Source organism: Lachnospira multipara LB2003 (assembly GCF_000702205.1).
Lineage (GTDB): Bacteria > Bacillota > Clostridia > Lachnospirales > Lachnospiraceae > Lachnospira > Lachnospira multipara_A.
The window spans coordinates 136,025-160,944 of record NZ_JNKW01000007.1 but is presented as its reverse complement, the minus strand read 5'-3'; the positions used below and the strand labels follow the sequence as shown (position 1 = coordinate 160,944).

General features: G+C 33.8%; 23 protein-coding genes. All 23 read right to left on the bottom strand.

All coding sequences use genetic code 11. The features are described 5' to 3' along the window. Positions 1-324: 324 nt before the first annotated feature. On the bottom strand, positions 325-4,821 hold the full coding sequence (locus tag T537_RS0106150) for a PolC-type DNA polymerase III (RefSeq protein ID WP_031556716.1): 4,497 nt from the start codon (positions 4,819-4,821) through the stop codon (positions 325-327). A 1-nt stretch (position 4,822) separates the two neighbouring features. Next, positions 4,823-5,917, bottom strand: coding sequence for a flavodoxin-dependent (E)-4-hydroxy-3-methylbut-2-enyl-diphosphate synthase (gene ispG / locus T537_RS0106145; protein ID WP_278244466.1), 1,095 nt, complete (start codon positions 5,915-5,917; stop codon positions 4,823-4,825). After that, the gene (rseP, locus tag T537_RS0106140; RefSeq protein WP_027437891.1) at positions 5,895-7,271 is read right to left on the bottom strand and encodes an RIP metalloprotease RseP; all 1,377 of its coding nucleotides are present in this window, start codon (positions 7,269-7,271) and stop codon (positions 5,895-5,897) included. The genes ispG and rseP overlap by 23 nt, the downstream gene beginning before the upstream one ends. Positions 7,272-7,299: 28 nt before the next feature. After that, on the bottom strand, positions 7,300-8,448 hold the full coding sequence (locus T537_RS0106135; RefSeq protein WP_027437890.1) for a 1-deoxy-D-xylulose-5-phosphate reductoisomerase: 1,149 nt from the start codon (positions 8,446-8,448) through the stop codon (positions 7,300-7,302). A gap of 15 nt (positions 8,449-8,463) precedes the next feature. After that, positions 8,464-9,273, bottom strand: a complete 810-nt coding sequence (locus tag T537_RS0106130) for a phosphatidate cytidylyltransferase (protein ID WP_027437889.1) — start codon at positions 9,271-9,273, stop codon at positions 8,464-8,466. Between the two features lie 2 nt (positions 9,274-9,275). Further along, entirely contained in the window at positions 9,276-10,010 is a 735-nt protein-coding gene (locus T537_RS0106125) for an undecaprenyl pyrophosphate synthase (protein WP_031556715.1), read from the bottom strand. A gap of 115 nt (positions 10,011-10,125) precedes the next feature. Continuing rightward, positions 10,126-10,677 carry a ribosome recycling factor gene (frr, locus tag T537_RS0106120; protein WP_027437887.1) on the bottom strand — a complete coding sequence of 184 codons (552 nt, stop codon included), beginning with the start codon at positions 10,675-10,677 and terminating at the stop codon, positions 10,126-10,128. Positions 10,678-10,699: 22 nt separating this feature from the next. Then, positions 10,700-11,395, bottom strand: a complete 696-nt coding sequence (gene pyrH / locus T537_RS0106115; protein WP_027437886.1) for a UMP kinase — start codon at positions 11,393-11,395, stop codon at positions 10,700-10,702. Between the two features lie 32 nt (positions 11,396-11,427). Then, positions 11,428-12,153 carry a polymer-forming cytoskeletal protein gene (locus T537_RS0106110; protein ID WP_027437885.1) on the bottom strand — a complete coding sequence of 242 codons (726 nt, stop codon included), beginning with the start codon at positions 12,151-12,153 and terminating at the stop codon, positions 11,428-11,430. 168 nt (positions 12,154-12,321) lie between these two features. Further along, positions 12,322-13,248, bottom strand: coding sequence for a translation elongation factor Ts (gene tsf, locus T537_RS0106105; protein WP_027437884.1), 927 nt, complete (start codon positions 13,246-13,248; stop codon positions 12,322-12,324). A gap of 91 nt (positions 13,249-13,339) precedes the next feature. Further along, positions 13,340-14,074, bottom strand: a complete 735-nt coding sequence (rpsB, locus tag T537_RS0106100) for a 30S ribosomal protein S2 (protein WP_027437883.1) — start codon at positions 14,072-14,074, stop codon at positions 13,340-13,342. Between the two features lie 162 nt (positions 14,075-14,236). Then, positions 14,237-14,758, bottom strand: a complete 522-nt coding sequence (locus T537_RS0106095) for an MltG/YceG/YrrL family protein (RefSeq protein ID WP_027437882.1) — start codon at positions 14,756-14,758, stop codon at positions 14,237-14,239. 11 nt (positions 14,759-14,769) lie between these two features. Continuing rightward, the gene (locus T537_RS0106090; RefSeq protein WP_031556714.1) at positions 14,770-15,894 is read right to left on the bottom strand and encodes a DUF6115 domain-containing protein; all 1,125 of its coding nucleotides are present in this window, start codon (positions 15,892-15,894) and stop codon (positions 14,770-14,772) included. 22 nt (positions 15,895-15,916) lie between these two features. After that, on the bottom strand, positions 15,917-16,231 hold the full coding sequence (locus T537_RS0106085; RefSeq protein WP_027437880.1) for a hypothetical protein: 315 nt from the start codon (positions 16,229-16,231) through the stop codon (positions 15,917-15,919). Positions 16,232-16,384: 153 nt separating this feature from the next. Next, complete coding sequence (locus T537_RS0106080; RefSeq protein ID WP_027437879.1) at positions 16,385-17,992, bottom strand: flagellar assembly protein A; 1,608 nt, start codon at positions 17,990-17,992, stop codon at positions 16,385-16,387. 12 nt (positions 17,993-18,004) lie between these two features. Next, a complete protein-coding gene (locus T537_RS0106075) occupies positions 18,005-18,763 on the bottom strand; it encodes a FliA/WhiG family RNA polymerase sigma factor (protein ID WP_031556713.1) in 759 nt (252 codons plus the stop codon). Positions 18,764-18,803: 40 nt separating this feature from the next. Next, on the bottom strand, positions 18,804-19,115 hold the full coding sequence (locus T537_RS0106070; protein ID WP_027437877.1) for a hypothetical protein: 312 nt from the start codon (positions 19,113-19,115) through the stop codon (positions 18,804-18,806). Positions 19,116-19,150: 35 nt separating this feature from the next. Then, complete coding sequence (locus tag T537_RS0106065) at positions 19,151-19,636, bottom strand: chemotaxis protein CheD (RefSeq protein WP_027437876.1); 486 nt, start codon at positions 19,634-19,636, stop codon at positions 19,151-19,153. Between the two features lie 101 nt (positions 19,637-19,737). Beyond that, positions 19,738-20,361, bottom strand: coding sequence for a chemotaxis protein CheC (locus T537_RS0106060; RefSeq protein ID WP_027437875.1), 624 nt, complete (start codon positions 20,359-20,361; stop codon positions 19,738-19,740). A 16-nt stretch (positions 20,362-20,377) separates the two neighbouring features. Further along, positions 20,378-20,824, bottom strand: a complete 447-nt coding sequence (locus T537_RS0106055; protein WP_027437874.1) for a chemotaxis protein CheW — start codon at positions 20,822-20,824, stop codon at positions 20,378-20,380. A 45-nt stretch (positions 20,825-20,869) separates the two neighbouring features. Continuing rightward, positions 20,870-22,978: a chemotaxis protein CheA gene (locus tag T537_RS0106050; protein ID WP_027437873.1), complete on the bottom strand. Its 2,109-nt coding sequence runs from the start codon at positions 22,976-22,978 to the stop codon at positions 20,870-20,872. A 1-nt stretch (position 22,979) separates the two neighbouring features. Next, positions 22,980-24,179: a protein-glutamate methylesterase/protein-glutamine glutaminase gene (locus tag T537_RS0106045; protein WP_027437872.1), complete on the bottom strand. Its 1,200-nt coding sequence runs from the start codon at positions 24,177-24,179 to the stop codon at positions 22,980-22,982. 2 nt (positions 24,180-24,181) lie between these two features. Then, on the bottom strand, positions 24,182-24,898 hold the full coding sequence (locus tag T537_RS12395; protein ID WP_027437871.1) for a flagellar brake protein: 717 nt from the start codon (positions 24,896-24,898) through the stop codon (positions 24,182-24,184). Between the last annotated feature and the right edge of the window lie 22 nt (positions 24,899-24,920).

Sequence of the window (24,920 nt, the reverse complement as noted above, 5' to 3'; positions counted from 1 at the left end):
TTTACTGGCTTTGTTTTGTTTTTGTGTTGCTGCTGTATCGCAGCGACTTGTATATAATATCACCTCTCTTTTATTATGTCAACACCTTTTTCTCATTTTTTCTGCAATTTTTTTACTATATATTATATTTCACTTTATTTAAGTCACATTTATTTCTTTGTTATGTCAGTTTCCATACAATAAATAAAGTCCTTAGGTTAATCCAATTATTTAACCCAAGGACTTATTATTATTTCTACACATCCATTAGCTATTTATAGACTAGATACTAGGTATTATTTCTACATATCCACTAGCTATTTATAGACTAGATACTAGGTGTATTTATAAATCAAATAATGATAACTGATTGCTTGTTGCCATTCCCTCTAGTAAACCTAAGTCGGTTAATTTATCTATTACTGTCTGACCTATCTTAGCTCTTGTTCTTAAATCATCCTTTGATAAGAATTTTCCGTATCTAGCCGCAATCTCTATGGATTCACCTGCAGATTCACCTATTTTTGATACTACCTTAAAGGATGGCATTATTTTTCCATCAATTATCTGAAAAGACCTTGCCTTAGCTTTATATATATCTATTGGCATAAATTCGAAACCTCTAGCATACATTTCTTGCACTATTCTCATGTCATGTAATTCATCATCCTCAACATTAGAAATTGTGCCTTCTGCCTTTTTTTGTTTATAGTCATTTATGTAATATTCTAGTCTATCACGTCCCATTGCCATTTTTTCATAATCAAAAGCCTTAGCTCTTATTGAAAAATAGGCTGTATAAAACTCTAATGGGAAAAATACTTTACAATAAGCTACTCGCCAAGCCATCATTACATATGCTGCAGCATGAGCTTTAGGGAACATATATTGAATTTTTTCACATGACCAAATATACCAATCTGGTACGCCATGATCTAATAATAATTGTTTCCATTCTTCCCATTTTGCTTCTTTACCCTTGGCTACCTTACCCTTTCTTACTGCTTCCATTATCTTAAAAGCTGTTTCAGATTCTATTCCCATCTGAATTAGATAAGTCATAATATCATCTCTTGTACAAATAGCTGTACCGATAGTGGCTTTCCCCTCTTTTAATAAAACCTGAGCATTTCCAAGCCATACATCTGTACCATGTGATAAACCTGCTATTCTTACTAAATCAGAAAATTTAGTAGGCTGTGTATCTATAAGCATCTGCATAGCAAAATCTGTACCAAATTCTGGTATTCCAAGTGCTCCTAGTTTACATCCGCCTATATCTTCTGGTTTTATTTTTAGTGCGCTTGTATCTTTAAACAATGACATTACTTCTTTAGAATCTAGCGGTATTGTTAATGGATCCATTCCTGTTAAATCCTGTAACATACGTATCATTGTAGGATCTAGATGTCCTAATATATCAAGTTTTAACAAGTTATGATCAATACTGTGGTAATCAAAGTGTGTTGTAATAATATTACTTGTCATATCATTAGCTGGATGCTGTACTGGTGTAAATGAATGGATTTCATCTCCAAGAGGAAGTACTACAATTCCACCAGGGTGCTGTCCTGTTGTTCTTTTTACATCTATACATCCATTAGCTATTCTTTCAATTTCGCATCTTCTTTTTACTATTGGTGTTTCACCTTTTTGTGCTCTTTTTTCGTTTTTTTCTTCAAAATACTTTAATACATATCCGTAAGCTGTCTTATCAGCTACTGTACCTACTGTTCCAGCCTTAAATGTCTGTCCCTTTCCAAAAATAACCTCAGTGAAGGCATGGGCCTTTGACTGATACTCATTAGAGAAATTAAGATCGATATCCGGCTCTTTATTTCCCTTAAATCCAAGGAAAGTTTCAAATGGTATATCAAAGCCTAATTTATCCAATTTATGACCACATTTAGGACATAACTTATCTGGCATATCACATCCTGCGCCACCTGCAAAAGCTTTAACTTCCTCTGAATCAAAATCTACATAATAGCATTCTGGGCACAAATAATGTGGACTTAATGGATTTACTTCAGTAATACCAGCCATTGTGGCAGCAAAAGATGATCCTACAGATCCTCTTGAACCTACCAAATATCCATCATCATTAGATTTCCATACTAACTTCTGAGCAATTATATACATAACAGAATATCCATTAGAAATAATAGAATTTAATTCTCGCTCTAATCTTTCTGAAACTATTTCTGGAAGATTTGGGCCATATAATTCATGTGCTCTGTCATAACATATTTTTCTTAGCATTTCATCTGAATTTTCAATTACCGGTGGTCTCTTATCTGGTCTAACTGGCGAAATCACTTCACACATATCTGCAATTTTATTAGTATTTGTAACAACAACTTCAAAGGCCTTCTCTTCGCCTAAATAATCAAATTCATGCAACATCTCTTCTGTTGTATGTAAATATAGTGGTGCCTGATTATCTGCATCATCAAAGCCCTTTCCTGCCATAAGAATTCGTCTATAAACCTCATCTTCTGGATTTAAAAAGTGCACATCACAGGTTGCAAGTACGGGTTTTCCAAATTTATCGCCAAGTTCTACTATTTTTCGATTTAAATCTCTTAAATCTTCCTCATCCTTTACGTAATAGTCTTCTTTTTCTATCATAAAGGCATTATTTCCAATTGGCTGAATCTCAAGATAGTCATAAAAACTTACTATTCTTGCTATTTCTTCATCTGATCTACCATTTACTAAAGCTCTAAATAATTCCCCTGCTTCACAAGCTGATCCTATAATTAAGCCTTCCCTATACTTATTTACTAAACTTTTTGGCATCTTAGGAAATCTACTAAAATATTGCAAATGGGATGCTGATATAAGTCTATATAAATTTATTCTTCCCATTTCGTTAGAAGCTAGTATTATACAGTGATATTGATGTAATTTTCTTATTATATCATCTGTCATTTTAGCTTTTTCATTTAAATCCTTTAGAGTAAAAATATCTCTTTCCTCAAGCATTTTTATAAATTTCACAAAAATATCTGCTGTTGCCTTGGCATCATCAACCGCTCTATGGTGGCTATCTAATATTACGCCTAAATGCTTAGTTAATGTATCTAACTTATAATTGTGAAGATTTGGCATTAAAAATTGTGCTAATGGCACTGTATCTATTATTGTAAAATCTAGCTCTATTCCTAAAAGCGCTGCTTTTCTTGAAATAAAACTTGTATCAAACATAGCATTATGTGCCACTACACAAGAATCCTTACAAAAGTCTATAAATTGAGGTAGGGCTTCTTCTATTAATGGCGCATTCATAACCATTTGATCACTAATATGAGTTAAATTCTCTATTCTAAATGGTATTGGTATTTGCGGATTTACAAAAGTTGAAAATTTATCAACTATCTCACCATTGCACACCTTTACTGCACCAATTTCTATAATCTTATCTTCAATAGCTGAAAAACCAGTAGTTTCAATATCAAAAACCACATAGCTGTCTTTTAAAGACTGATTTTTAGCATTTGTTACAACCTTTACTGTATCATCAACTAAATAAGCCTCAACACCATAAATTACCTTAAAGTCAAAGTCCTCGCCCTTCTTTTTGGCTGCTCCTTCTAAGCTTTCAATTGTATGATTAGCATCTGGAAAGGCCTGAGCTACGCCATGATCTGTAATAGCTATGGCTCTGTGGCCCCATTTATAAGCCTGTTTAATAATGTCTCCAACATAGGAAACGCCATCCATGTCACTCATCTTTGTATGGCAATGTAATTCCACTCTTTTATGTAGAGCATTATCCTGTCTTACAACTCTTGTATCGTTAGCTCTTCTAATTCCACTTACATTAGAAATTGTTATTTCACCATCATATTTATCTAACTGAGCTATACCTTTTATTTTTATAAAGCTCTTTGGCTTTACTATATCTAATATTTCTTCTAAATACTCATTTTTAGTAAACATCTTAACTATGATTGAATCCGTAAAATCAGTAACTGCGTAGCTTACAATAGTTCTTTCATTTCGAATTTCCTTTGTCTCTACACTTCTAACCATTCCTGAAATTACACATTCACCTATAGCTGAATCAATTGTTTGTATAGATATTGGCTCTTCAAAAAAGTCTCTACCCCATAAAACATCATCATTTGGCTTACGTTTTGCATAATTAAGAGTATTTCTACTTCCGCCTCTTTCCCTTGCATTCATTTTTTCAAGGTAGGCTTTTTGTTTTGCTTCCTTTTCTTCTTTTATCTTGCGCTGTGCCTTAACTTCTTCATCTACTTCCTTAATGTTATTTTGGATTTCTTCAACTCTTCGTCTTACTTTATATGCCTTCTCCTCTTCAAATGAAGACTTTGATTCCACATATTCGTATTCCACATCAATTTCAAATCCAAATCGATTAAGAAAAATCTGTTTAAAATAAGATACTAGATCTTCTCCATGTGCTCTTGCAAGGAAGCTATCTTCTATATATAGCTTTAAGCAATCCCTCGATAAAAATTCCCATGTGGAATTTTTAAGAATGTTAAATTCAAGTGTCCAATATTTTTCAAGCTCAAAAAGTATACTTGGATAATACATATCCATAATATTTACTGGATTATATTGGCTTGACAATTTGTATCTTTCAATTACCCTAACATTCATATTCTGGATTCTAAAAATCTGTCTTTTTAAAGCATCTTCCACCTTATAAATAATCTCTTTATCTATAATTCTAGTGGATTTAATATAGATTCTTGCTAAAGAGTTTGTTGATGTTTTAGTAACCTTTATAATCTCAACATCTTCAAAATATGTTCTTAAATTGTCAGGTAATTTCAAAGTCATAAAAACATCAAAAAACTTATACATCTTAATTCTCCCAATTATCTAATTCTTCCTTTAAGCAGTTAAATAACTGATCTTCAGGAACTTTTTTTACAATTTCTCCGTGTTTAATTAATACGCCAACGCCTTTACCGCCAGCAATTCCCAAATCTGCTTCCTTAGCTTCTCCAGGACCATTTACAACACATCCCATTACAGCTAATTTTAAATCTAGGTCATAATCCTTTACTAAATCCTCAACCTTTGTTGCAAGGCCAATTAAATCTATCTGTGTTCTGCCACATGTAGGACATGAAACAACTTCTATTCCACCTTTTCTAAGGCCTAATGTTCTTAAAATTTGCTTTGCTGTTAATACTTCCTTTACAGGATTATCTGTTAATGAAACTCTTATTGTATCACCAATTCCCTGATTAAGAATAAGACCTAAACCAATTGATGACTTTATTGTTCCAGAAAAGGCTGTACCTGCTTCTGTAATACCTACATGTAATGGATATTTACACTGCTTAGATATTAATTCATGAGTCTTAACGCTCATTAAAACATCCGAAGACTTAATACTTACTACTAAATTATCATAGCCTAAATCTTCAATTATCTTTACCTTATCAAGTGCTGACTCAACAATACCCTCAGCTGTAACACCATTATATTTTTCTATAAATTGCTTTTCTAGGGAGCCTGAATTTACACCAACTCTAATTGGAATATTTCTTTCCTTACAAGCATCTACAACTGCTTTAATTCTATCTGTAGAGCCTATATTTCCAGGATTAATTCTAATTTTGTCTGCTCCATTTTCAATTGCCTCAATAGCTAATCTATAATCAAAATGAATATCAGCTACTAATGGAATATTAATTTGCTTTTTTATTTCTTTAAAGGCTAGAGCAGCTTCATGTGTTGGAACTGTACATCTTATAATGTCACATCCCGCTTTTTCAAGTTCCTTTATCTGTGCTACTGTTGCAGCCACATCCTCTGTATGTGTATTAGTCATTGACTGGATTAAAATCTTATTACCTCCACCAATAACCTTATTACCAATTCTTATTTCCTTAGTTTCGTCTCTATACATAACTTTCTCCAATCTACTAGAATAGTGAATAAATATCATGGAATAATACATAAGCCATTAAAGCCACAAGGAAGACAACTCCAATAATTGTTACAACCCCTGTATATTTCTTATCTATTGGCTTACCTCTAACGGCTTCAATTAATAAAAGAATTAATTTACCACCATCAAGTCCAGGAATAGGAAGTAAATTCATAACTCCTAGGTTTGCAGAAATAAGGCCACATAAATTTACTAGATTTAAAAATACATAAAAAGCTCCATCTGCTTTGCTTTCCTCAACAATTTCACTCATTGCGCTTACTGTTCCTACAGGTCCTGATAAATTATTTACTGATAATTTTCCAGTAAAAAGCATACCTAAACTATCAAGAACTGTTCCAATATCATATCCCACTTCCATAAAGGAATACTTAATTGAAGCTAATGGGCTTACCTTTACTCTTTGACCATATACACTTATTCCTGTTGTATAACCCTTACTTGTAACTAAATTTGGTGTGGCAGTTAATGTAATTTCTTTGCCATCTCTAATAACTACAAAAGTCATTTCCTGACCTTGTGATGCCGTTATTAAATCAGTGATTTCCGTATTAGATGTAACATTTTTATCATTTACTTTTTCAATTACATCCCCTTTTAAAAAACCTGCAGCACTTGCAGCAGAATCCTTAGATACATCATTAACGCCACAATTTTGTGTAATTACAATACCTAGGACATATTTACTATTTTCAACATATTCTGGATTAATTGTTGTCTTATATTCTTTGCCATCTCTTTTATAAGTAAGTACATAGCTTTTATCCCCATGATAACTTTCAAAAAAGCTATATTCCCTAGCAAAATGAATATTTTTATTATCAATCTTAACTATTTTGTCTCCAGCAACTAAACCTGCAGCACTTGCAACAGAATTATCTGCTACATTATCAATTACTGCAGGATCAAAGCCTATATTACCAATTATTATTACTGCACATACAAAGGCAAGGAAGAAATTAAAAACAGGACCTGCAAGAGTGATAGCTATTCTTGCCCAAACCTGCTTGTTATCATAAGATCTTGATTCATCATATTTTTTAGTAAATTCTGCCTTAAGTGCTTCCTTTTTATCTTCATAATCATCATCATCACTGTCAGCATCAATTGAATCAGAAACAAGCATATCAACATATTCATCTCCAAGCATCATGCAGTAACCGCCAAAAAGAAGGAGACTAAAACTATATTTAGTCTCACCAATATTAAAAGATAAAATCTTAGGACCCATACCAACAGCAAATTCAAGTACATGTACTCCATTTGCCTTAGCTATAATAAAATGGCCAAATTCATGAATAATAATAATTAAGCTTAATACTAAAATTGCCAAAATGACATTTAAAATCATAAAATCCTCCCTAAGTTTCTATCCCTTTTTATTTGAAATTTTCTTCTAAAAGCTTATATACTTCCTGCTCTGTATTTAAGATTTCTTCTACACTTGGATTGTCTATAAATTTCACATTATCCATTGCAAATCTTATCATATCATATATTGTTAAATATTTAATCTTTCTATCTAAAAATTTAGCAACCGCATATTCATTAGCAGCATTAAGTGCTGTAGGTATATTACCGCCCTTACTTGCAGCTTCATATGCCATCTTCAAACCTACAAATGTATCCATGTCAGGTTTTTCAAATGTTATTTCTCTTAACTTATAAAAATCAAGAGCTTCTCCATTTAATGGTCTTCTATCTGGATAAAATAAGGCATACTGAATTGGGAGACGCATATCTGGTGTTCCAAGCTGTGCCATTACTCCTCCATCTACAAATTCTACCATTGAATGAATAACGCTTTGTGGCTGAACAACAACTTGTACGTCACTAGCATCAACCCCAAATAACCACTTTGCTTCTATAACTTCAAGGCCTTTATTAACCATTGTTGAAGAATCTATAGTTATTTTACGTCCCATAGACCAATTAGGATGTTTTAGAGCATCTTCAAGCTGTACGTTTTCTAGAAATTCTCTTGTTTTTCCTCTAAATGGTCCGCCACTAGCTGTAAGTAAAATCTTTCTTACTTGTTTTTTATTTTCTCCGTTTAATGACTGGAAAATAGCAGAATGTTCGCTATCTACAGGTAATATTGATACATTGTTTTCCTTAGCTAATTTCATAATTATATGACCTGCACATACTAAAGTTTCTTTATTAGCTAGAGCTATATCTTTGCCTGCCTTAATGGCGTTAATAGTTGGTAAAATTCCCATCATACCAACAACTGCTGTTAAGACTATATCTGCACTTTTTATTGTGGCTACTTCAATAAGTCCATCCATACCAGTTACAATTTTCACATCATAACCCTTAATTAATGCCTCTAATTCTGGCACTAAATCTTTATTGCCAACGCAAACAATTTCAGGATTAAATTCCTTAATCTGTTCTGCTAACATTTCTATTCTTGTTCCACATGCCAATGCAACAACATTAAGATCATCCTTATATCTTCTACAAACATCAAGTGTTTGTGTTCCTATGGAACCTGTTGATCCCAAAATTGATACATTTTTCATAAAATTGCCTCCAAATTATAAAACATTAAGTATTAAATAAACGATCCAGTAAACAACTGGTGCTGTAAAAATTACACTATCAAATCTATCTAAAATTCCGCCATGACCTGGTATTAAATTACCGTAATCCTTTACATCATAATTTCTCTTAATTGCTGAAGCTGCTAAATCTCCAATTATAGAGATAAAAGCTCCAACAAAAGAAGCACCTGCAAATGTAGCTATTGTTAATACAGAAGGGCTTGATGTAAATCTAGAAATAATTAGACCATAAATAGCTCCTAAAATTGCTGCTCCTAAAACTCCGCCAATAGCACCTTCAACTGACTTTTTAGGAGAAAGAATTGGAGCCATCTTATGCTTTCCTAAGAATACTCCTGTAAAGTAAGCAAAAGTATCATTGCCCCAAGAAGCCACAAATATTAACCATACTAAATAAATTCCATCATGCATAGATCTTACAAGATAAATATAAGAGATCATAATTGCAACATAAACAAAAGCAAAAAATGTCCACATAACATCTTCTGCCTTATATTTAGGGAATTTAAATACATAAAAACTCATCATAACAAGAAATGCTAAAATCAGGGTAATCATATTGTATTTAGTCGAATCAAGTAATAATGATAAATAATAGACAATGGCGAATATATAACTTATATTTGCCATTCCTGTCTTTTCTAAATTCTTTACTCTATTTAATTCAAACATACCAATAATAGAGATTCCTAGGCAAGCTGCAAATAAAAGCCATCCTCCAAAACCTGCAGTTAACGCAAGTATAATAACAAGAAAAATACCACTAATAATTCTAGTTTTCACAACTAGTCCTCCTTAACACCGCCAAATCGTCTTTCGCGTTTATTATATTTATAAATTGCTTTTAAAAGTTCTTCTCTGTTAAAGTCTGGCCAATAAACATCTGTAAAATAGAATTCTGTATAAGCCAACTGCCATGGCAAATAATTAGATAATCTCTGCTCTCCTGATGTTCTAATAAGTAAATCAGGATCTGGCATATAATTAGTATCTAAATTAGCAGAAATCATATCTTCTGTAATATCTTCAGGCTTTAAATTACCCCTTGCAACTTCACATGAAAGCTTTCTTACAGCTCTTGTAATTTCATCTCTGCCTCCATAATTAATTGCAATTGTAAATGTAAGTCCTGTATTATTCTTTGTCTCTTCTTCTAGATTATTAATAGCATCAATAATATCATCTGAAAGTTCATCTTTTCTACCAATAACCCTACATCTTACATTGTTCTTCATAGATTTCTTAACACAATCCTTTAGATATGTTCTTAAAATACCCATTAAAGTCTTAACTTCATCGTCTGATCTTTTCCAGTTTTCAGTTGAAAAAGCATAAACAGTAAAATATTTAACTCCTATATCATCAACTTCATAAAGCATCTTCTCTACAACTTTACTGCCCTGCATATGTCCATAAGTTCTTGGCATATGCTTTTTCTTAGCCCAACGACCATTGCCATCTAAAATAACAGCAACATGCTCAGGGATTTTTAAATCTAATTTTTCATTGTAATTATCCATTTAATCTTCTCCGAATCTAAATTGTAATCAATCATGGTTATTATAACACAAAAGACCCCACTAGGCACTAAAAGTACGCCAAGTGGGGCTTTATAAATCTCAAATTTTTATAAAATTAAACTGTGAGAATTTCCTTAGACTTATCTTCAATAGCCTTATCAATCTGAGCTACATATTTATCTGTAAGCTTCTGGATATCATCTTCAAGATTCTTAGCTTCATCATCTGAAATTTCTCCAGCCTTATTCTGCTTCTTTACATCGTCATTAGCATCTCTTCTGATGTTACGAATAGCAACCTTAGCATTGTCACCCTTCTTCTTAACATCCTTAGCTAATTCCTTACGTCTTTCTTCTGTTAATTCTGGGAATACTAATCTAATAACCTTACCATCATTATTAGGTGTAATGCCAATATCAGAAATAAGAATAGCCTTCTCAATATCCTTGATTAAGCTAGCTTCCCATGGCTGAATCTGAATAATTCTAGCTTCTGGAACTGAAATATTAGCAACTGACTGTAATGATGAAGGTGTACCATAATAGTCAACCTTAATCTTATCTAAAATGTGTGGATTAGCTCTACCAGCTCTGATGCTTGAATATTCTTCATATAAAGCATCAATTGATTTTTTCATCTTATCTTCAAACTCTTTAATATTGCTCATTGTTATCACCTTTCTTAATATATTATTCTGCTGTAACAATAGTTCCGTTGAACTTACCTGTTAATGCATTTACAATGCTTCCTTCCTCTTCAAGACCAAAAATCATAAGAGGGACCTTATTCTCCATACACATAACTGAAGCTGTTAGGTCAATAACACCAAGCTTCTTCTCTACAACTTCTTCAATTGAAATTGTGTCATATTTCTTAGCATTTGGATTAATCTTAGGATCGCTATCATAAACGCCATCAATAGCCTTTGCAAGTAAGATTGCATCAGCATCAAGTTCAATAGCTCTAAGTGCTATACCAGTATCTGTTGAGAAAAATGGATGTCCTGTACCACCTGCAAAGAAAACAACCATTCCCTTACTAAAATATTTATTAGCTCTATCCTTAGAGAAGAGCTTAGTCATACTACCACATTCAAAAGGAGTAAGAATATTAGTGCTAAGACCAGTTGATCTAAAAATCTCTGAAACATAAATACAATTCATAATTGTAGCTAACATACCAATCTGATCAGCCTTTGGTCTGTCGATGTTATTATTAGAACGTCCTCTCCAATAATTACCACCGCCAATAACAATGCCTACATCTATTCCTTTATCGATAACCTGCTTTACCTGATTTGCAATATTCTCAATAAGTGCATCGTTATAACCGCCTTCCTTAGCAGCCAATGCTTCACCACTAAGTTTAAGTATTACTCTCTTAATATCCTTCACAATAAGCCTCCATTAATTGCTTTTTATCCAAAAATTGCGTTAGTATCAATATCAGAATAGCACTGTGAACATCTACCATCAATAGTTGCACCATTGTTAATCTGAACTGATTTAGATTTAATATCTCCAACAATAATAGCTGTTGAATCAACAATAACAGGACCCTGAATATCAATATCACCCTTAACAGCACCTGCAATAACAGCAGATGTAGCAACAATGTTACCAACAATAACAGTACCCTGTCCAATCTTTACTGAACCCTTTGCATTAATATCACCATTAATCTTGGCGCTATTAGCAAAAATCTCATTAGCAGTAGAATTACCAGTAAGAACGCCACTTACTGTTAATTTACCCCTACAAGCCACATTACCTGTAACTGAACCAAAAATATCAATTGAACCAATTGATTCTAAATCACCTGAAACCTTTAATCCAGCTGTAATAACAGCTGTTTCATCTGCGATTTCTTCACCATCATCTACTGATGGAGTCTCCTTTTTAGGTGTTTCCTTGACTTCGTCAATAATTTCTTCTTCTAAAGATTCTTCAAGCTGACTATTTACCTTATCAGTAATTGTATCCTCAGCTTCCTTCTTTAAATCCTCTGCCATCTTAGCTAACTCAGGATCATCCAATGTATTTACCATCTCTTCTACTTCCTCATTATCTCTCTCGTAATTCTCATCAGTCAAACCATTTAGATCCTCTGATATATCATCTTTGAAATCCTTAAAAAAACCCATTGATACATTTCCTCCCCACTTCTCAAGGCTTTTAAATTTAGCAAATTGTCTATATCAGTCCTATAAACAATTTTAAGTTAGTATAGCATAAAAGCGCCAGCCATACAAGTGACTGACGCCAGTATTTGCTTACTTTCCTTAATAAAATTACATTTATTAAATGTAAAATTATGCTAACTGAGCTGCAACTTCTGCTGCGAAGTCTTCCTGCTTCTTCTCGATACCTTCACCTGTTTCGAAACGAACAAAGCTCTTGATAGCGATCTTAGCATTATTAGCCTTAGCTACTTCTGCTACGTACTGACCTACAGACTGCTTTCCGTCTTCAGCCTTAACGTAAACCTGATCTACTAAGCAGATTTCCTTAAGTTCCTTGTTAATTCTACCCTTAACCATACCTTCGATAATCTTATCGTTAGCATCTGGCTTCTCATTCTTAGCTGCTGCTGTAATGATTTCTGTTTCCTTAGCAAGGTATTCCTGATCTACTTCATCTCTATTTGTGTAAAGTGGCTTAAGAGCTGCTGCCTGCATAGCTACGTTTCTTGCCATTTCTTTGATTTCATCATTAACAACGTCTGTTTCAACGTTAACTAATACACCAATCTTACCGCCCATATGGATGTAATCAGCTACGAAACCGTTTGTAGCTTCAACCTGAGCAAATCTTCTAATCTTAAGATTTTCACCGATAATAGCGATCTTGCTTGCAAGTTCTTCTTCTACAGTCTTAGAAGGATCCTTAGCACACTTTTCAGCTAAAAATGCATCGATATCTGTAGCTGTTGTTGTAAGAGCCTGAGCTGCAACTTCTGCTACATAAGCCTGGAAATCAGCGTTCTTAGCTACGAAGTCTGTTTCTGAGTTAACTTCAACGATAGCTGCCTTGTTACCTTCGATAACAGTCTTTACAATACCTTCTGCTGCAATTCTACCAGCCTTCTTAGCTGCCTTAGCAAGACCGTTCTCTCTTAACCATTCTACAGCCTTATCCATATCACCATCTGTATTAGAAAGTGCCTTCTTGCAATCCATCATGCCGGCACCTGTTGATTCTCTTAATTCCTTAACCATTGCTGCTGTTACTGCTGCCATGTTTAAACCTCCATAATATTAATTTAGTAGTAAATATTGTGTCTACCCAAGATAGATAGACACAATATCTTATATTGGCTATGCCAATAAATTATTCAGCATCTGCTACTTCTTCTGTTTCTTCTACATAAGAATCAGCTTCTGCACCCTGGTTAGCTTCGATTACAGCATCTGCCATCTTAGCTACGATTAACTTAACTGCTCTAATAGCATCATCGTTACCAGGAATTACATAATCTAATTCATCTGGATCACAGTTTGTATCAGCAATACCGATTAACTTAATTCCTAAAGCCTGTGCTTCCTGAACACAAATTCTTTCCTTCTTAGGATCTACGATAAAGATAGCGTCAGGAATCTTTGTCATTTCCTTGATACCACCAAGGTTCTTTGTAAGCTTTTCAAGTTCTTTCTTTAACTTGATAACTTCTTTCTTAGGAAGTACATCAAATGTACCATCTTCCTGCATTGTTTCGATTTCCTTAAGCTTAGCAATTCTTGACTGAATTGTCTTGAAGTTAGTTAACATACCACCTAACCATCTTTCGTTAACGTAGTACATACCACATCTTTCAGCTTCTGTTGCAATTGCATCCTGAGCCTGCTTCTTAGTACCAACGAAAAGAACTGTACCACCTTCAGCTACGATATCAGAAATAGCCTTGTAAGCTTCGTCAACCTTACCTACTGACTTCTGTAAATCGATAATGTGGATACCATTTCTTTCTGTGAAGATGTACTCTGCCATCTTAGGGTTCCATCTTCTTGTCTGGTGACCAAAATGTACACCAGCTTCAAGTAACTGCTTCATTGAAATAACGCTCATTGTTATACCTCCATTGGTTAAATAATCTTCTATAGGCTTCCGCTCTAAACTCACCCTTAGGCACCAAATTTAGAATCCACCTACATGTTTAGTCTCAAACCATATCAGTATATCAGTAAATTAAAAACAATGCAAGCCCAATATATGGACTTGCATCAATTTTTAGTTATGTGTAATTGTTTTTGCTATATTAGCATAAGAGTCGCCTCTCTTTAATGTATAAGTACCTATTCTTATTTGTGTATCATAGCCACTATCATACATATACTTTCCAAAATCACTAGCATCTGTAATAACTCCTGCTTCCTGTAATTTATTAAAAACACCAGATGCAGATGTACCCATAGGAATTTCAACAGTTACTTCTCCTGTAGCTGCCTGTGTTTCTTGTGTAGCAGCTTCTGTTATAACTTCCTTTGTTGTAGCTTCTGTTACAGTTTCATCTTTAATTTCTTCACTAGCAATTTTTGTTTCTTCTACACTTTCTGATTCCTTTACATCTTCCTTTTTAGAATCTATAGAAATCTTTGTACCATCTTCTTGTGTTATTGTATATGAAATATAAGCTGATGTAGCATTTTCTGTAGTGCTAGGCTTTGCAGTAATTGCATTAGCCACAGATAATACGCTTGCACTTACAATTATTCCTGCACCAAAACCACCTAAATACTCTTTAAATTTCATTTTTCTACCTCCTATTTAGTTTCCTTATAAAGATCTACTACTAACTTAACTTCACCAATTCCTAAATTTAAGTATTTAGCAATATCTTTATTAGTAAAACCTAAAGAGGCGAGCTTTAAAATTCTATCATTATTTGATTCTAAGCCGCTTAGTTCAACTGAATTAATATTCTTTTTAAGTGATTCAACCTTAGACGAATCCTTTTTAGTTGATGTCTTTCTAGATGTGCTTTTTTTCTTAGTTGTATCTGTGCTCTTTCTAGACTTTGACACCTTCTTAACTTCAGCAACTTCAGCAACTTCAGCAACTTCATCAGCTGCAACTTCTTCCTTAACTTCTTCCTTTATTTCTTTAGCTTCTGGCTTTATAACTTCTTCAAATTCAAAACCTGCTAAATCGTCTTCCTTATTAGCAATTTTTTCAAGATCATTTTTTACTTCGCTAAATACATTAGCATCTTCAAATTTAATTACATCTTTATTGCTATTTTCTTCTGATAATTGGATATTTTCCTTTTCTGCTGCAAAATCAACAACCTTAAATACTTCCTTATCAACTTCTGAGGCCATCTTCTTTCTTTCTAATTCCTCAGCCTGAGTCTTTCTCATGTTTAGTGTCTTCTCTTTACTAGAATCACTAATCTTTACTAATTCCACAAGTCTTTCTTTTGCTAAATCCTTAGTCTTACTTGATTCAGTAGAAGGAATTTCTTCATCCTCTTCCTTATCTGTGGCTGTTACTTCAGCATGAATCTTTTCAACTTGTCTCTTAGCTATATTTACATCTTTTACTGTAGACTTTATTTCCTTTGCCTTCTCATTTAACATATCATAAAGAAAAACTGTTTCATTATGATTTCTGTTAATTTCTCCCAAGACATTTTCTGCATATTCGTTCATCTCTAAAATTTTAGTATTAGAGATTCTATCAAGTGTTGCCTCTGTTTTTTCTCCTAGATTATCAAGTTCATTATCGATTAAGTCATTTATTTGCTTCTTAATTCTATCCTGCTGTTCCTTTGTTAATTCTGCGGATACATTCTCACTTGATTCCTTTGTTTTGTCGAAATTAAATACAATACTTAATATAACGCATATAATTCCAATAATTATTAATGTTACACTAACGGCTGTCATATTGCCCTCCCATTTGTTTAGTTTAAATTTTAATGTCAAAATCTGTGCTGCCTTGTCCTTTAATGAATACTCTACCATCAGACTTAATCTTTGCCATATCTTTTACGTATTCCTTATCATATTCATTATTACTTTTATCCTTCGCATCAAAGCTGCCACTATTAAATTCAGTGTTGTCCTTATTGGTAACTGTCTCTGACTTAGTTTCAGCATTATGCTTTATAGTTGTCTGAATTGTAGATTGATTAGCAATTGGCTTATTGTTCTCTAGTGCTTGTTCACTTGATACTATATTTTGCTGTTGAATCATTCCAAATTCTATAGGTTTAATTACCATAACAACCTCCAAAAATAGCACACTGTTAAAATATACTATAATTTCTTAAAACAAACAATAGCCCCTGAAGATTTTAAACCTCCAAGAGCTTATTATTTGGTAACTATATTATACAACATTTTTCCTAAATGTAACAATACTATATCATTACTATTAATATCCCTGTAATTTAACATCTGCCCCATCCCTTATAAAGGAGCAGTAGTCATATTTTTTCTTTACAAACATAGATACATCACCAAACATTAATTTCACCCCAGGGTATACTGCATCTGATACACGAACAACTGCATTTTTTTCTTCTCCCATGGCTTCTTTAATTTCCTCGTATTCTTTTTTTAACTTTGTAATTTCTTGCTCAATCATAATTACATTTCGCATGGTTGTTGTCATCATCTCTTGTTTAGCCGGTGTTAAATAGCCTTCAGCCTGTTGCTTTTTTCTTAATGTATCAAGTAGCTGATTTAGCTTGATTTTATTATTTCCTTGTTCAGCAAGACTCTTTTTTAACTCTTCATTTCGTCTTTTCATTACTGGGTCTACACCAACACTTACACTTGTATTAGTTCCCATTGTATTGCCTATTGTCTTAGCCTCAATAAGTAGAGTTGCTTTAACCTCTCCGCCAATAATTAATCCATTTTTTCCATTAGCTGTAATGCTTCCCTTAGCCACAACCTTACTGTGTAGTATGGAATCTGCTTCAATATTGCCTCCAGCATAAACACTTTCACAAGACTCTAAAAATTTAGCCACTATGTTATTTTTTGCTTTGATTACAGCCTTTGTCTTACCTTGCACGCCTCTATTTAGTGTAACTGTACCCCCAGAGATTACGCTTGCTCCCTCTACAAGGCCGCTAACACTTATATCTCCACTTGCCTTTACACTATATCCTGATTGAACATTTCCCTTTATAAATATGCTGCCATCATAGTCTATATCACCTGTTGATGGACCAATATCTACTAATTCCAGTACATCTGATACAAAAATCTTATCTCCCTCTAAAAGCACATGGCCATTTACCCCTGAAATCAATTCTAATCCATCCTCTGATGGCTTTAAATTTCGTCCATATCTAAAAACCACATGTTTAACAGGTCTTGGGTTTACTTTTCTATTAAAAACGTCAACCCCTTCTTTTCCCCTATCTTCAGGATGTAATACTGCAACACATTCCCCAAGCTTTACATGATTCATATTCTCTAGTGAGTGAAAATCAACAGTTCCATCCTCATTTATCTTAGGTCTTGGTTTTAGATCTGTATTAAATTTATATTCAATAAAACCATCAGTTCCCTGAATGGGAGGAATTCCCTTAGCTACAATATATACTTTTCCGTATTCTTTTTCTTTAATAAATTTATTGATTTCTTCATTATCAATTCCTGATTTTACACCCTTATACTCAATATCTTTTCTTATTTCCTCTAAACTTAAAAAAGATGCGCCTACAAAGGGCGGATAAAATATAGCTTCAACACTCATCCCATCTGGATTTATATAATAGTCTCCAAATTCACTAAAGGGATTAACAGCTTCATCGCTTACTTTAACACATACCTTTGTAGAAGCACCTGTCTTAATTGCCTCATCTAGTTTTACCACATCAGCATTAATCTTCTTTTTATCAATGTAGAAAAATACATCTTCCATTTTGGCCGGATTTTTTCCATCCATTGGAGGATAAACATTAAAATAAAGCCCATCTTGCTTTACTTCAAATTGAAAATAACCAGCCTTACATTCATTTATCATAGTATTCTCCCTTTACATTGAAAAAACATAATCTCCAAGCATTGCTTTCATCTTATTTAATGCCTTTGTGTGTAACTGTGATACTCTAGATTCTGACACCTCTAGGGTTAAACTTATTTCCTTTAGTGTCATTTCCTCGTAATAATAAAGCGTAACAACTAATCGCTCTTTTTCTGTTAAACTTTCTATTGCCTTAGCCATTAACTGCTTTAATTCTTCCTTTTCATAGGCATCTTCTGGCTGTTCAAAATGAGAATTTCCGATACTATCCATCTTCACTTCGCTACCAGCTTCTGTATATTCATCTAAGGAAATTAGATTTGTTGCCTTTGTTTGTCCTTGCCAATCAAGCAATTCTTCCGGGGTAATTCCAAGTTCTTCTGCTATTTCTTCATCTGTTGCAATATGTCCTTTCTCAGCCTCAACTTTAGCCATGGCTGCATCAATCTTTTTTTGCTTTTGACGCAAAGATCTAGGAATCCAATCCATCTTTCTAATTTGATCTAGGATTGCACCCCTAATTCTTAAACTAGCATAAGTTTCAAATTTAACATTTTTGCCATAATCAAACTTATCAATAGCATCAATAAGTCCAAAAATACCATAGCCTACTAAGTCATCGTACTCCACATTATAACCTAGGTACATATTCATTCTACCAGCCACAAGTTTAACCAATTGTGAGTATTCAATTATTAATTGATCACGTATTTCCCCTGACCTATTAGCTACATAACTTTGCCAAAGCTTATTTCTGCCTGCCTCATCCATGGTTTAATTATCCCCCGTTTTAAAGTTTATTTCTAATTACTTAGAAATCATTTATGTCAAAATCTTTGCCCTCGACCCCTTCAATATCATCAATATTTTCTAAATCAATATCAGGAGTTTCCTCTTTGATACTATCTTCATCATTATTTTCTGCTTCTTTTTGCTCTAGCTTGTCTGCTGCCTTATTTAATGCATAAACCATTATCCAACTTAAGCAAAAAAACAAAACCATTACCAATAATAAAATCCATACAAATGGTTTTAAACTATACTCATTTAAAATAAGCAATACGCTTGTAATAAATCCTGCAAGTAAAGTAATAATTGCAGGAAGAACACGATATCTACTCATATAGCACCTCAAATCTTACTATATGTTTCTTCTGATTAAATAATCTTTTCTGGTTTACCAACTGCTTTTATCTTATACTTACCCGTTTCCGAATAAAATTCCACAGTTCTACCAAAATTAAGACCGGTATCCTCTGCTATAATTCTAATTTGCATTTCTGATAGCTTCATCTTTACTGCCATAACATTTCTTTCCCCAACCTTTAGGGTATCATTATGGCTTTTTGATGCAAACATTTGCGCTCCACCCGCTATTTTAGCAACCATTCTTGTTTTATTGGCGCCTAATTTTTCCATTTGACTAATTAGCTCAATTAAACCTGAATCCGCGTATTTTGCCACATTTGTTACATTTTTAAATTGAGTACTATCAGGTAGCATACAATGTAGAAGTCCACTCACCTTACTTACTGGATCATACAAAGCCACGCCTACACAAGACCCTAATCCTAGGGTAGTAAGCACTCCTGGGGTCTTACATACTTTTAAGTCGCCCATTCCGACTTTTATCATTCCACTAATATTCATAGTTAATCCTTAATCATCGTAATAATAAAAATCCAAATGTCCACCATAAACCTTTGTTATTTACTCAGATAGTAGTGAACATTTGGATATAAACATCACATACCAAGAGCTGCTAAAATCTTTTCATATGATTCCAATTCTGGAATCAACATAAAATATCCAGTTACAAATTCTGATTCTCCGAATTGAGACTGAATTAATAAAAGCTTGTCTCCATATTTACCAAATTCTGAAGCAGGTACTGACATTAAAGCACCTATCATATCTACCGTCATTGATGGAACTGTTGCATAAACATTAAGATTAGTTAGCGTACCTAGTGCTGTTAAATATGAACCAGATACAATATTTCCAATTTCGCTTATAGCTGACATTTCCATCTCTGTAAAATCAGTGCTATTATTATCCACTGAATCTTCCTGCATCATAAGCTTATTAACTAAATGATGTGCTGATTTTGTATCAAACAAAAACATCATCATACCCGTAATTTCGCCTTCCATTCCAAGTAATATACCCACAACTATTTGGTCTTCTGACCCGATTAATTGAGAGATATCTTTAAATGGTAACAAAGCAACTTTAGGAACTGACATATCCATTTTCATTTGCAGCATTTTAGCTAGGGCAGTTGTTGCATTTCCTGCACCAATATTACCTATTTCCTTAAGCAAGTCAAATTGCATATCACTTAGTTCTTCTAAATTAATCTTGGACATGACACCACCATTCTAGCTATTTATCACTAGCCTCTACAATTAATCCCACAATATCAAGAAGGGAAATTAATTCGCCATTACTCTTACCAATACTTTCAATATAGTTAGCTGCTGCATCTGAATTATTTGCCTTATTTACCTTTTCAATACTGTCATTATCAAGTGTAACTACTTCCTTAACCTGATCAACAATTACACCAATTGTTGCACCATCTACCTTAACGATAATAAATCTTGTCTTATCAGTAAATTCATCAGGTTCAAGTCCTAGTTTAATTCTTACACTCATTACAGGAATAATCTCACCACGTAGATTTATTACACCCTTGTAATAAGTCTGAGTTTTTGGAACTCTTGTAATTGGCTCGCTTCGTACAATATTATCAATATAATTAATATTAATACCGTACTGTTCACTACCTATTTTTACTACAATGTACTGCACAGATGTTGAATTATCCATGCTCTTATCTTCAATAGCATTAACATTATCCACAGCCGTTACCCCCTATACTAATGTATTAGCATCAATAATTAATGCTACAGAACCATCACCAAGAATAGTTGCACCACTAATCATCTTATTAATACTTATATATTTACCAAGTGACTTAATAACTATTTCCATCTGTCCAATAAGGCTATCAACTACAAGACCTGCAAGTTTATCGCCCTTACGTACAATTACAACCACAATTGTATCTGACTCTTCTGGTTCTCCTGGAACATCAAGAATTTCTCTTAGTCTTATCAAAGGAATAACTGATCCTCTTAAATGAATTACTTCCTTAGCATGTACATATTTAATTTCGCTAATTGCAATGTCCTCAATTGTCTCAATAGAACCAAGGGAAATTGCATATTTTTCATCACCAAGCTTAACCATTAATGCCTGAATAATAGCAAGAGTAAGTGGAAGTCTAATACTAAATGTTGAACCCTGTCCAAATACTGACTTAACTTCAACATCACCACCAAGAGCTTCAATCTTTGACTTAACTACATCAAGACCAACACCTCTACCTGAAACATCTGTAATCTTTTCTGCTGTTGAGAAAGATGGTCTAAATAGTAAGTCTATAGCCTCTTTTTCAGTCATTGAATCAGCCTGTTCCTGAGTAATAGCGCCTTTTTCTACAGCCTTTGCCTTAACTCTTTCAGTATCAACACCATTACCATCATCCTTAACTTCAATAACTACGTTATTACCTTCCTGGAAGGCGTTAAGTTCAATTGTACCAGCTTCAGGCTTACCTCTTTCAATACGGACCTCAGTAGGTTCAAGACCGTGATCGGCAGAGTTTCTAATCATATGCATGATTGGATCACCAATTTCATCAATTACAGTTCTATCAAGTTCTGTATCCTCACCAGTGATATATAATTCCATCTTCTTATCAAGCTTCTTTGATAAGTCTCTTACCATTCGAGGGAATTTTGAAATAACTGATTCAATAGGCATCATTCGAACCTTCATAACTGATTCATGAAGATTTGTTGTTACTCTTTCAAGATATTCAATTTGTTCTGTAAAGTTAGCTGACTTAATTCCACCATTCTCTCCATCATTACTTGCAGAAACCAAACCATTTTTTGCAATAATAAGTTCGGATACAAGATTCATAAGTACATCTAACTTTTCAATATCTACTCTTACAGTATGGCTGACAGGTTTTGCTGCTGGTTTTGCAGCTTCCTTACCTGCTGGTTTTGCAGCAGGTTTAGCAGGTTTTGTTTCTTGCTTAGCAGGCTTTGTCTCCTGTTTAACCTCTTCTTTTTCTGCTTCTTCGCCAATCTTTTCTGTAACTTGTTTACTTTCTGCATCCTTAATTTCAGATACACTCTTAATAATATTTATAATTGTATCAAGTGGTTCTTCTGTTGTAATAAGGATTCTAAAGTCAAAATCAAATCTCTCATCCTCAATATCCTGAGTTGTTGGATCTGACTTAATAACCTCACAATGACCTTCTAGATTCTTAAATACAAGGAAGGCTCTTGCTGCTTTAAGCACGCATGATTCCTCAACAGAAACCTTGATATTATATACTGATATATTCTTTTCAATTGCTTCATTAACTGCAGCTTTTTCAAAATCAGCTAATGTTAAACCTTCAAGGGCATCTCCTGCTGCTGCCTTGCCTGCTTCTTCCTTTGGTGCCTCTTCTTTCGCAGCTTCTTCCTTTGCTGCCTCTTCCTTTGGTGTGTCCTTTTTATCTTTCTTATCCCCACCAACACCAGCAATGAAAGCATTTAAGGCTTTAATTATGTCTTCATTATCATCTGTACCTTCATCTTGGTTTGCCTGAATGTTAGAAACATAGGTTTCTAGCGCATCCATACACTGAAACAATACATCACACATTTCTGAAGTAACATTAATATTTCCGTTTCTTACCTCAGAAAAAACATTTTCCATATCATGAGTAAGATTTTGCATTCTCTTATAACCCATGGTACCAGCCATACCCTTTAAAGAATGGGCAGCACGGAAAATCTCATTAATAGTATCCTGATTGTCTGGTTCTTTTTCGAGTACCATTACACCATCTGAAATAGATTGTAAATGTTCATTCGATTCATCAATAAATATCTCTAAATACTGGCTTACATCCATTTTAAGATACCCCCACGTTCTTAGTTATTGCTTCAGCCACCTTACCAAGAGGTACGACCTCATTAACAAGACCGGTTAAAGCTAGCGCTTTAGGCATTCCATATACTACACAGGTTTGTTCATCTTGTGCTATTACATGTATATTTTTCTTACTTGCTGCTAGTCCCTTAATTCCGTTAGTTCCATCAGCTCCCATTCCTGTAAGTACAACGCAAGTTATTTCATCAAAGCTGGTATTTTGTAACGAATCATACATTACATTTGCACATGGTCTAAGGCCATCAATTGCAGGTGCATCATTAAGTCTAATCACATAATTTGCTCCTTCTTTCATGACCTTTATATGTCTTCCCCCTGGTGCTATATAGACATGACCTTTATTTATAATGTCACCATCAGCCGCTTCCTTTACGCTTATTTCGCTCATTTCATCAAGACGCTGAGCTAGTGAAGCTGTAAAACCTGCCGGCATGTGTTGTACCAATACAATTCCTGCATCTAAATTTTTTGGAAGCATTGGTATAACAGATTGTAATGATTTTGGTCCACCTGTAGAACATGCAAGCGCAACTAACTTTTGCTTACCCTTTTTTACACCACTATACTGTGATGCACTTACCTTACTAACTGTTGTTTGACTTGAACTAGATCTTAATGGTCTGTTAGTGGTTGATGCTAGCCCACTAGTTGAACTTTTGTTAGCTATTGTTTTACTGCTTAAACCTGTAGTTTTTAAAGTATTGGTATTCCTTAAAGGTGAACTAGATGCTTTTGCAACTCTTTCTCTTGATTCCCTTGTATTAGTTGCAACATCAAGCATCTCATGAATTCTTTTCTTAAATTGTTCGCTTTTGGTCTCAAGATAGTTCTCTGGCTTAGTTACAAAATCAAATGCTCCATATTCTAAGGCTTGTATAGTTTCTCTTGCACCTTCTTTGGCCACGGTGCTAACTACAATAACCGTTTGACTTATGTTATTTTGCTGTAATTTTTTTAAAAGCTCTAATCCATTCATCTTTGGCATATTAATATCTAGAATAACTGCACTATACATATTTGGATTAGACACGATCTTGTCGAAGCCTTCTAAGCCATCTCTTGCCACAGCCGCCACTTCGTACTCATTACCTTCGTTTATTATATCAGATATAACTCTTCTCATGAGTGCAGAATCATCAATAATCAAAATTTTTTTAGCCATGGTTAACCCCTTTCCATTTTACGAAGTCGCCTCTGCTGTTCAAAAATATATTTTACTATGTCTGCTCTATCATTTTCGGCAATTCGTTTGAATTCTATTCTAGTATCGTAAATATCACTTATATTAGGACTTTCGCTAGACATAACCACTTTTCCTGCTAGCCTAAATCTCTTTATTTTTCCTAAAACCTTTAGCTCAAACTCTAGTGAAACAAATTCTGTTATATTTAATTGTCTTGGAGTAAACACTCTTACTCCTCCGCCACTTATATCTACTATTATAGCCTTAAGGAATGTCTCTTGCAAGTTATTAGGTAATTTAGATTCCTTAAGAAAAAACTTAGTTTCTTCATCTGTTAGGGATATTAATCGCACCTCTATTGTGCATTCAAGCCTGTAAAATTCACGTCTTTGAAATTTAATCAAATCTGATTGTAATTTAAAATTAACTGTATAGATATTTCCTTCTTTACTTCTAGAAACTGCAATAACATCAGCTTTATAGATTCCTTGTGATGTATAAAAATATGCAACATAATCACTTTCAACTTCTAATGGTACAATTCTACCCTCAAAAATTGGCATTGCACAAACTAATTCATCAGACCTTATGTCAAGCACTTGACTAATATAAGACTTATTCGTTGTTAATTCCCCAGTAAAACGATCAAAAGGTCTTGCTATCTCCATTTTGGTTCCAATGGCAATTCTGCTTAACATATAATCACCCCCCAGTTTTAAA

What these genes read in the sequence shown, in the direction of transcription:
- T537_RS0106095 (WP_027437882.1), bottom strand. Translation starts at nt 14,758, where the DNA reads ATGAAATTTAAAGAGTATTTAGGTGGTTTTGGTGCAGGAATAATTGTA.
- T537_RS0106060 (WP_027437875.1), bottom strand. Translation starts at nt 20,361, where the DNA reads ATGTCCAAGATTAATTTAGAAGAACTAAGTGATATGCAATTTGACTTG.
- T537_RS0106150 (WP_031556716.1), bottom strand. Translation starts at nt 4,821, where the DNA reads ATGTATAAGTTTTTTGATGTTTTTATGACTTTGAAATTACCTGACAAT.
- frr (WP_027437887.1), bottom strand. Translation starts at nt 10,677, where the DNA reads ATGAGCAATATTAAAGAGTTTGAAGATAAGATGAAAAAATCAATTGAT.
- T537_RS12395 (WP_027437871.1), bottom strand. Translation starts at nt 24,898, where the DNA reads ATGTTAAGCAGAATTGCCATTGGAACCAAAATGGAGATAGCAAGACCT.
- T537_RS0106085 (WP_027437880.1), bottom strand. Translation starts at nt 16,231, where the DNA reads ATGGTAATTAAACCTATAGAATTTGGAATGATTCAACAGCAAAATATA.
- T537_RS0106135 (WP_027437890.1), bottom strand. Translation starts at nt 8,448, where the DNA reads ATGAAAAATGTATCAATTTTGGGATCAACAGGTTCCATAGGAACACAA.
- tsf (WP_027437884.1), bottom strand. Translation starts at nt 13,248, where the DNA reads ATGGCAGCAGTAACAGCAGCAATGGTTAAGGAATTAAGAGAATCAACA.
- rseP (WP_027437891.1), bottom strand. Translation starts at nt 7,271, where the DNA reads ATGATTTTAAATGTCATTTTGGCAATTTTAGTATTAAGCTTAATTATT.
- T537_RS0106090 (WP_031556714.1), bottom strand. Translation starts at nt 15,894, where the DNA reads ATGACAGCCGTTAGTGTAACATTAATAATTATTGGAATTATATGCGTT.
- T537_RS0106125 (WP_031556715.1), bottom strand. Translation starts at nt 10,010, where the DNA reads ATGGATAATTACAATGAAAAATTAGATTTAAAAATCCCTGAGCATGTT.
- T537_RS0106080 (WP_027437879.1), bottom strand. Translation starts at nt 17,992, where the DNA reads ATGATAAATGAATGTAAGGCTGGTTATTTTCAATTTGAAGTAAAGCAA.
- T537_RS0106070 (WP_027437877.1), bottom strand. Translation starts at nt 19,115, where the DNA reads ATGAGTAGATATCGTGTTCTTCCTGCAATTATTACTTTACTTGCAGGA.
- T537_RS0106050 (WP_027437873.1), bottom strand. Translation starts at nt 22,978, where the DNA reads ATGGATGTAAGCCAGTATTTAGAGATATTTATTGATGAATCGAATGAA.
- T537_RS0106045 (WP_027437872.1), bottom strand. Translation starts at nt 24,179, where the DNA reads ATGGCTAAAAAAATTTTGATTATTGATGATTCTGCACTCATGAGAAGA.
- T537_RS0106110 (WP_027437885.1), bottom strand. Translation starts at nt 12,153, where the DNA reads ATGGGTTTTTTTAAGGATTTCAAAGATGATATATCAGAGGATCTAAAT.
- T537_RS0106055 (WP_027437874.1), bottom strand. Translation starts at nt 20,824, where the DNA reads ATGGATAATTCAACATCTGTGCAGTACATTGTAGTAAAAATAGGTAGT.
- ispG (WP_278244466.1), bottom strand. Translation starts at nt 5,917, where the DNA reads ATGATATTTATTCACTATTCTAGTAGATTGGAGAAAGTTATGTATAGA.
- rpsB (WP_027437883.1), bottom strand. Translation starts at nt 14,074, where the DNA reads ATGAGCGTTATTTCAATGAAGCAGTTACTTGAAGCTGGTGTACATTTT.
- T537_RS0106075 (WP_031556713.1), bottom strand. Translation starts at nt 18,763, where the DNA reads ATGGATGAGGCAGGCAGAAATAAGCTTTGGCAAAGTTATGTAGCTAAT.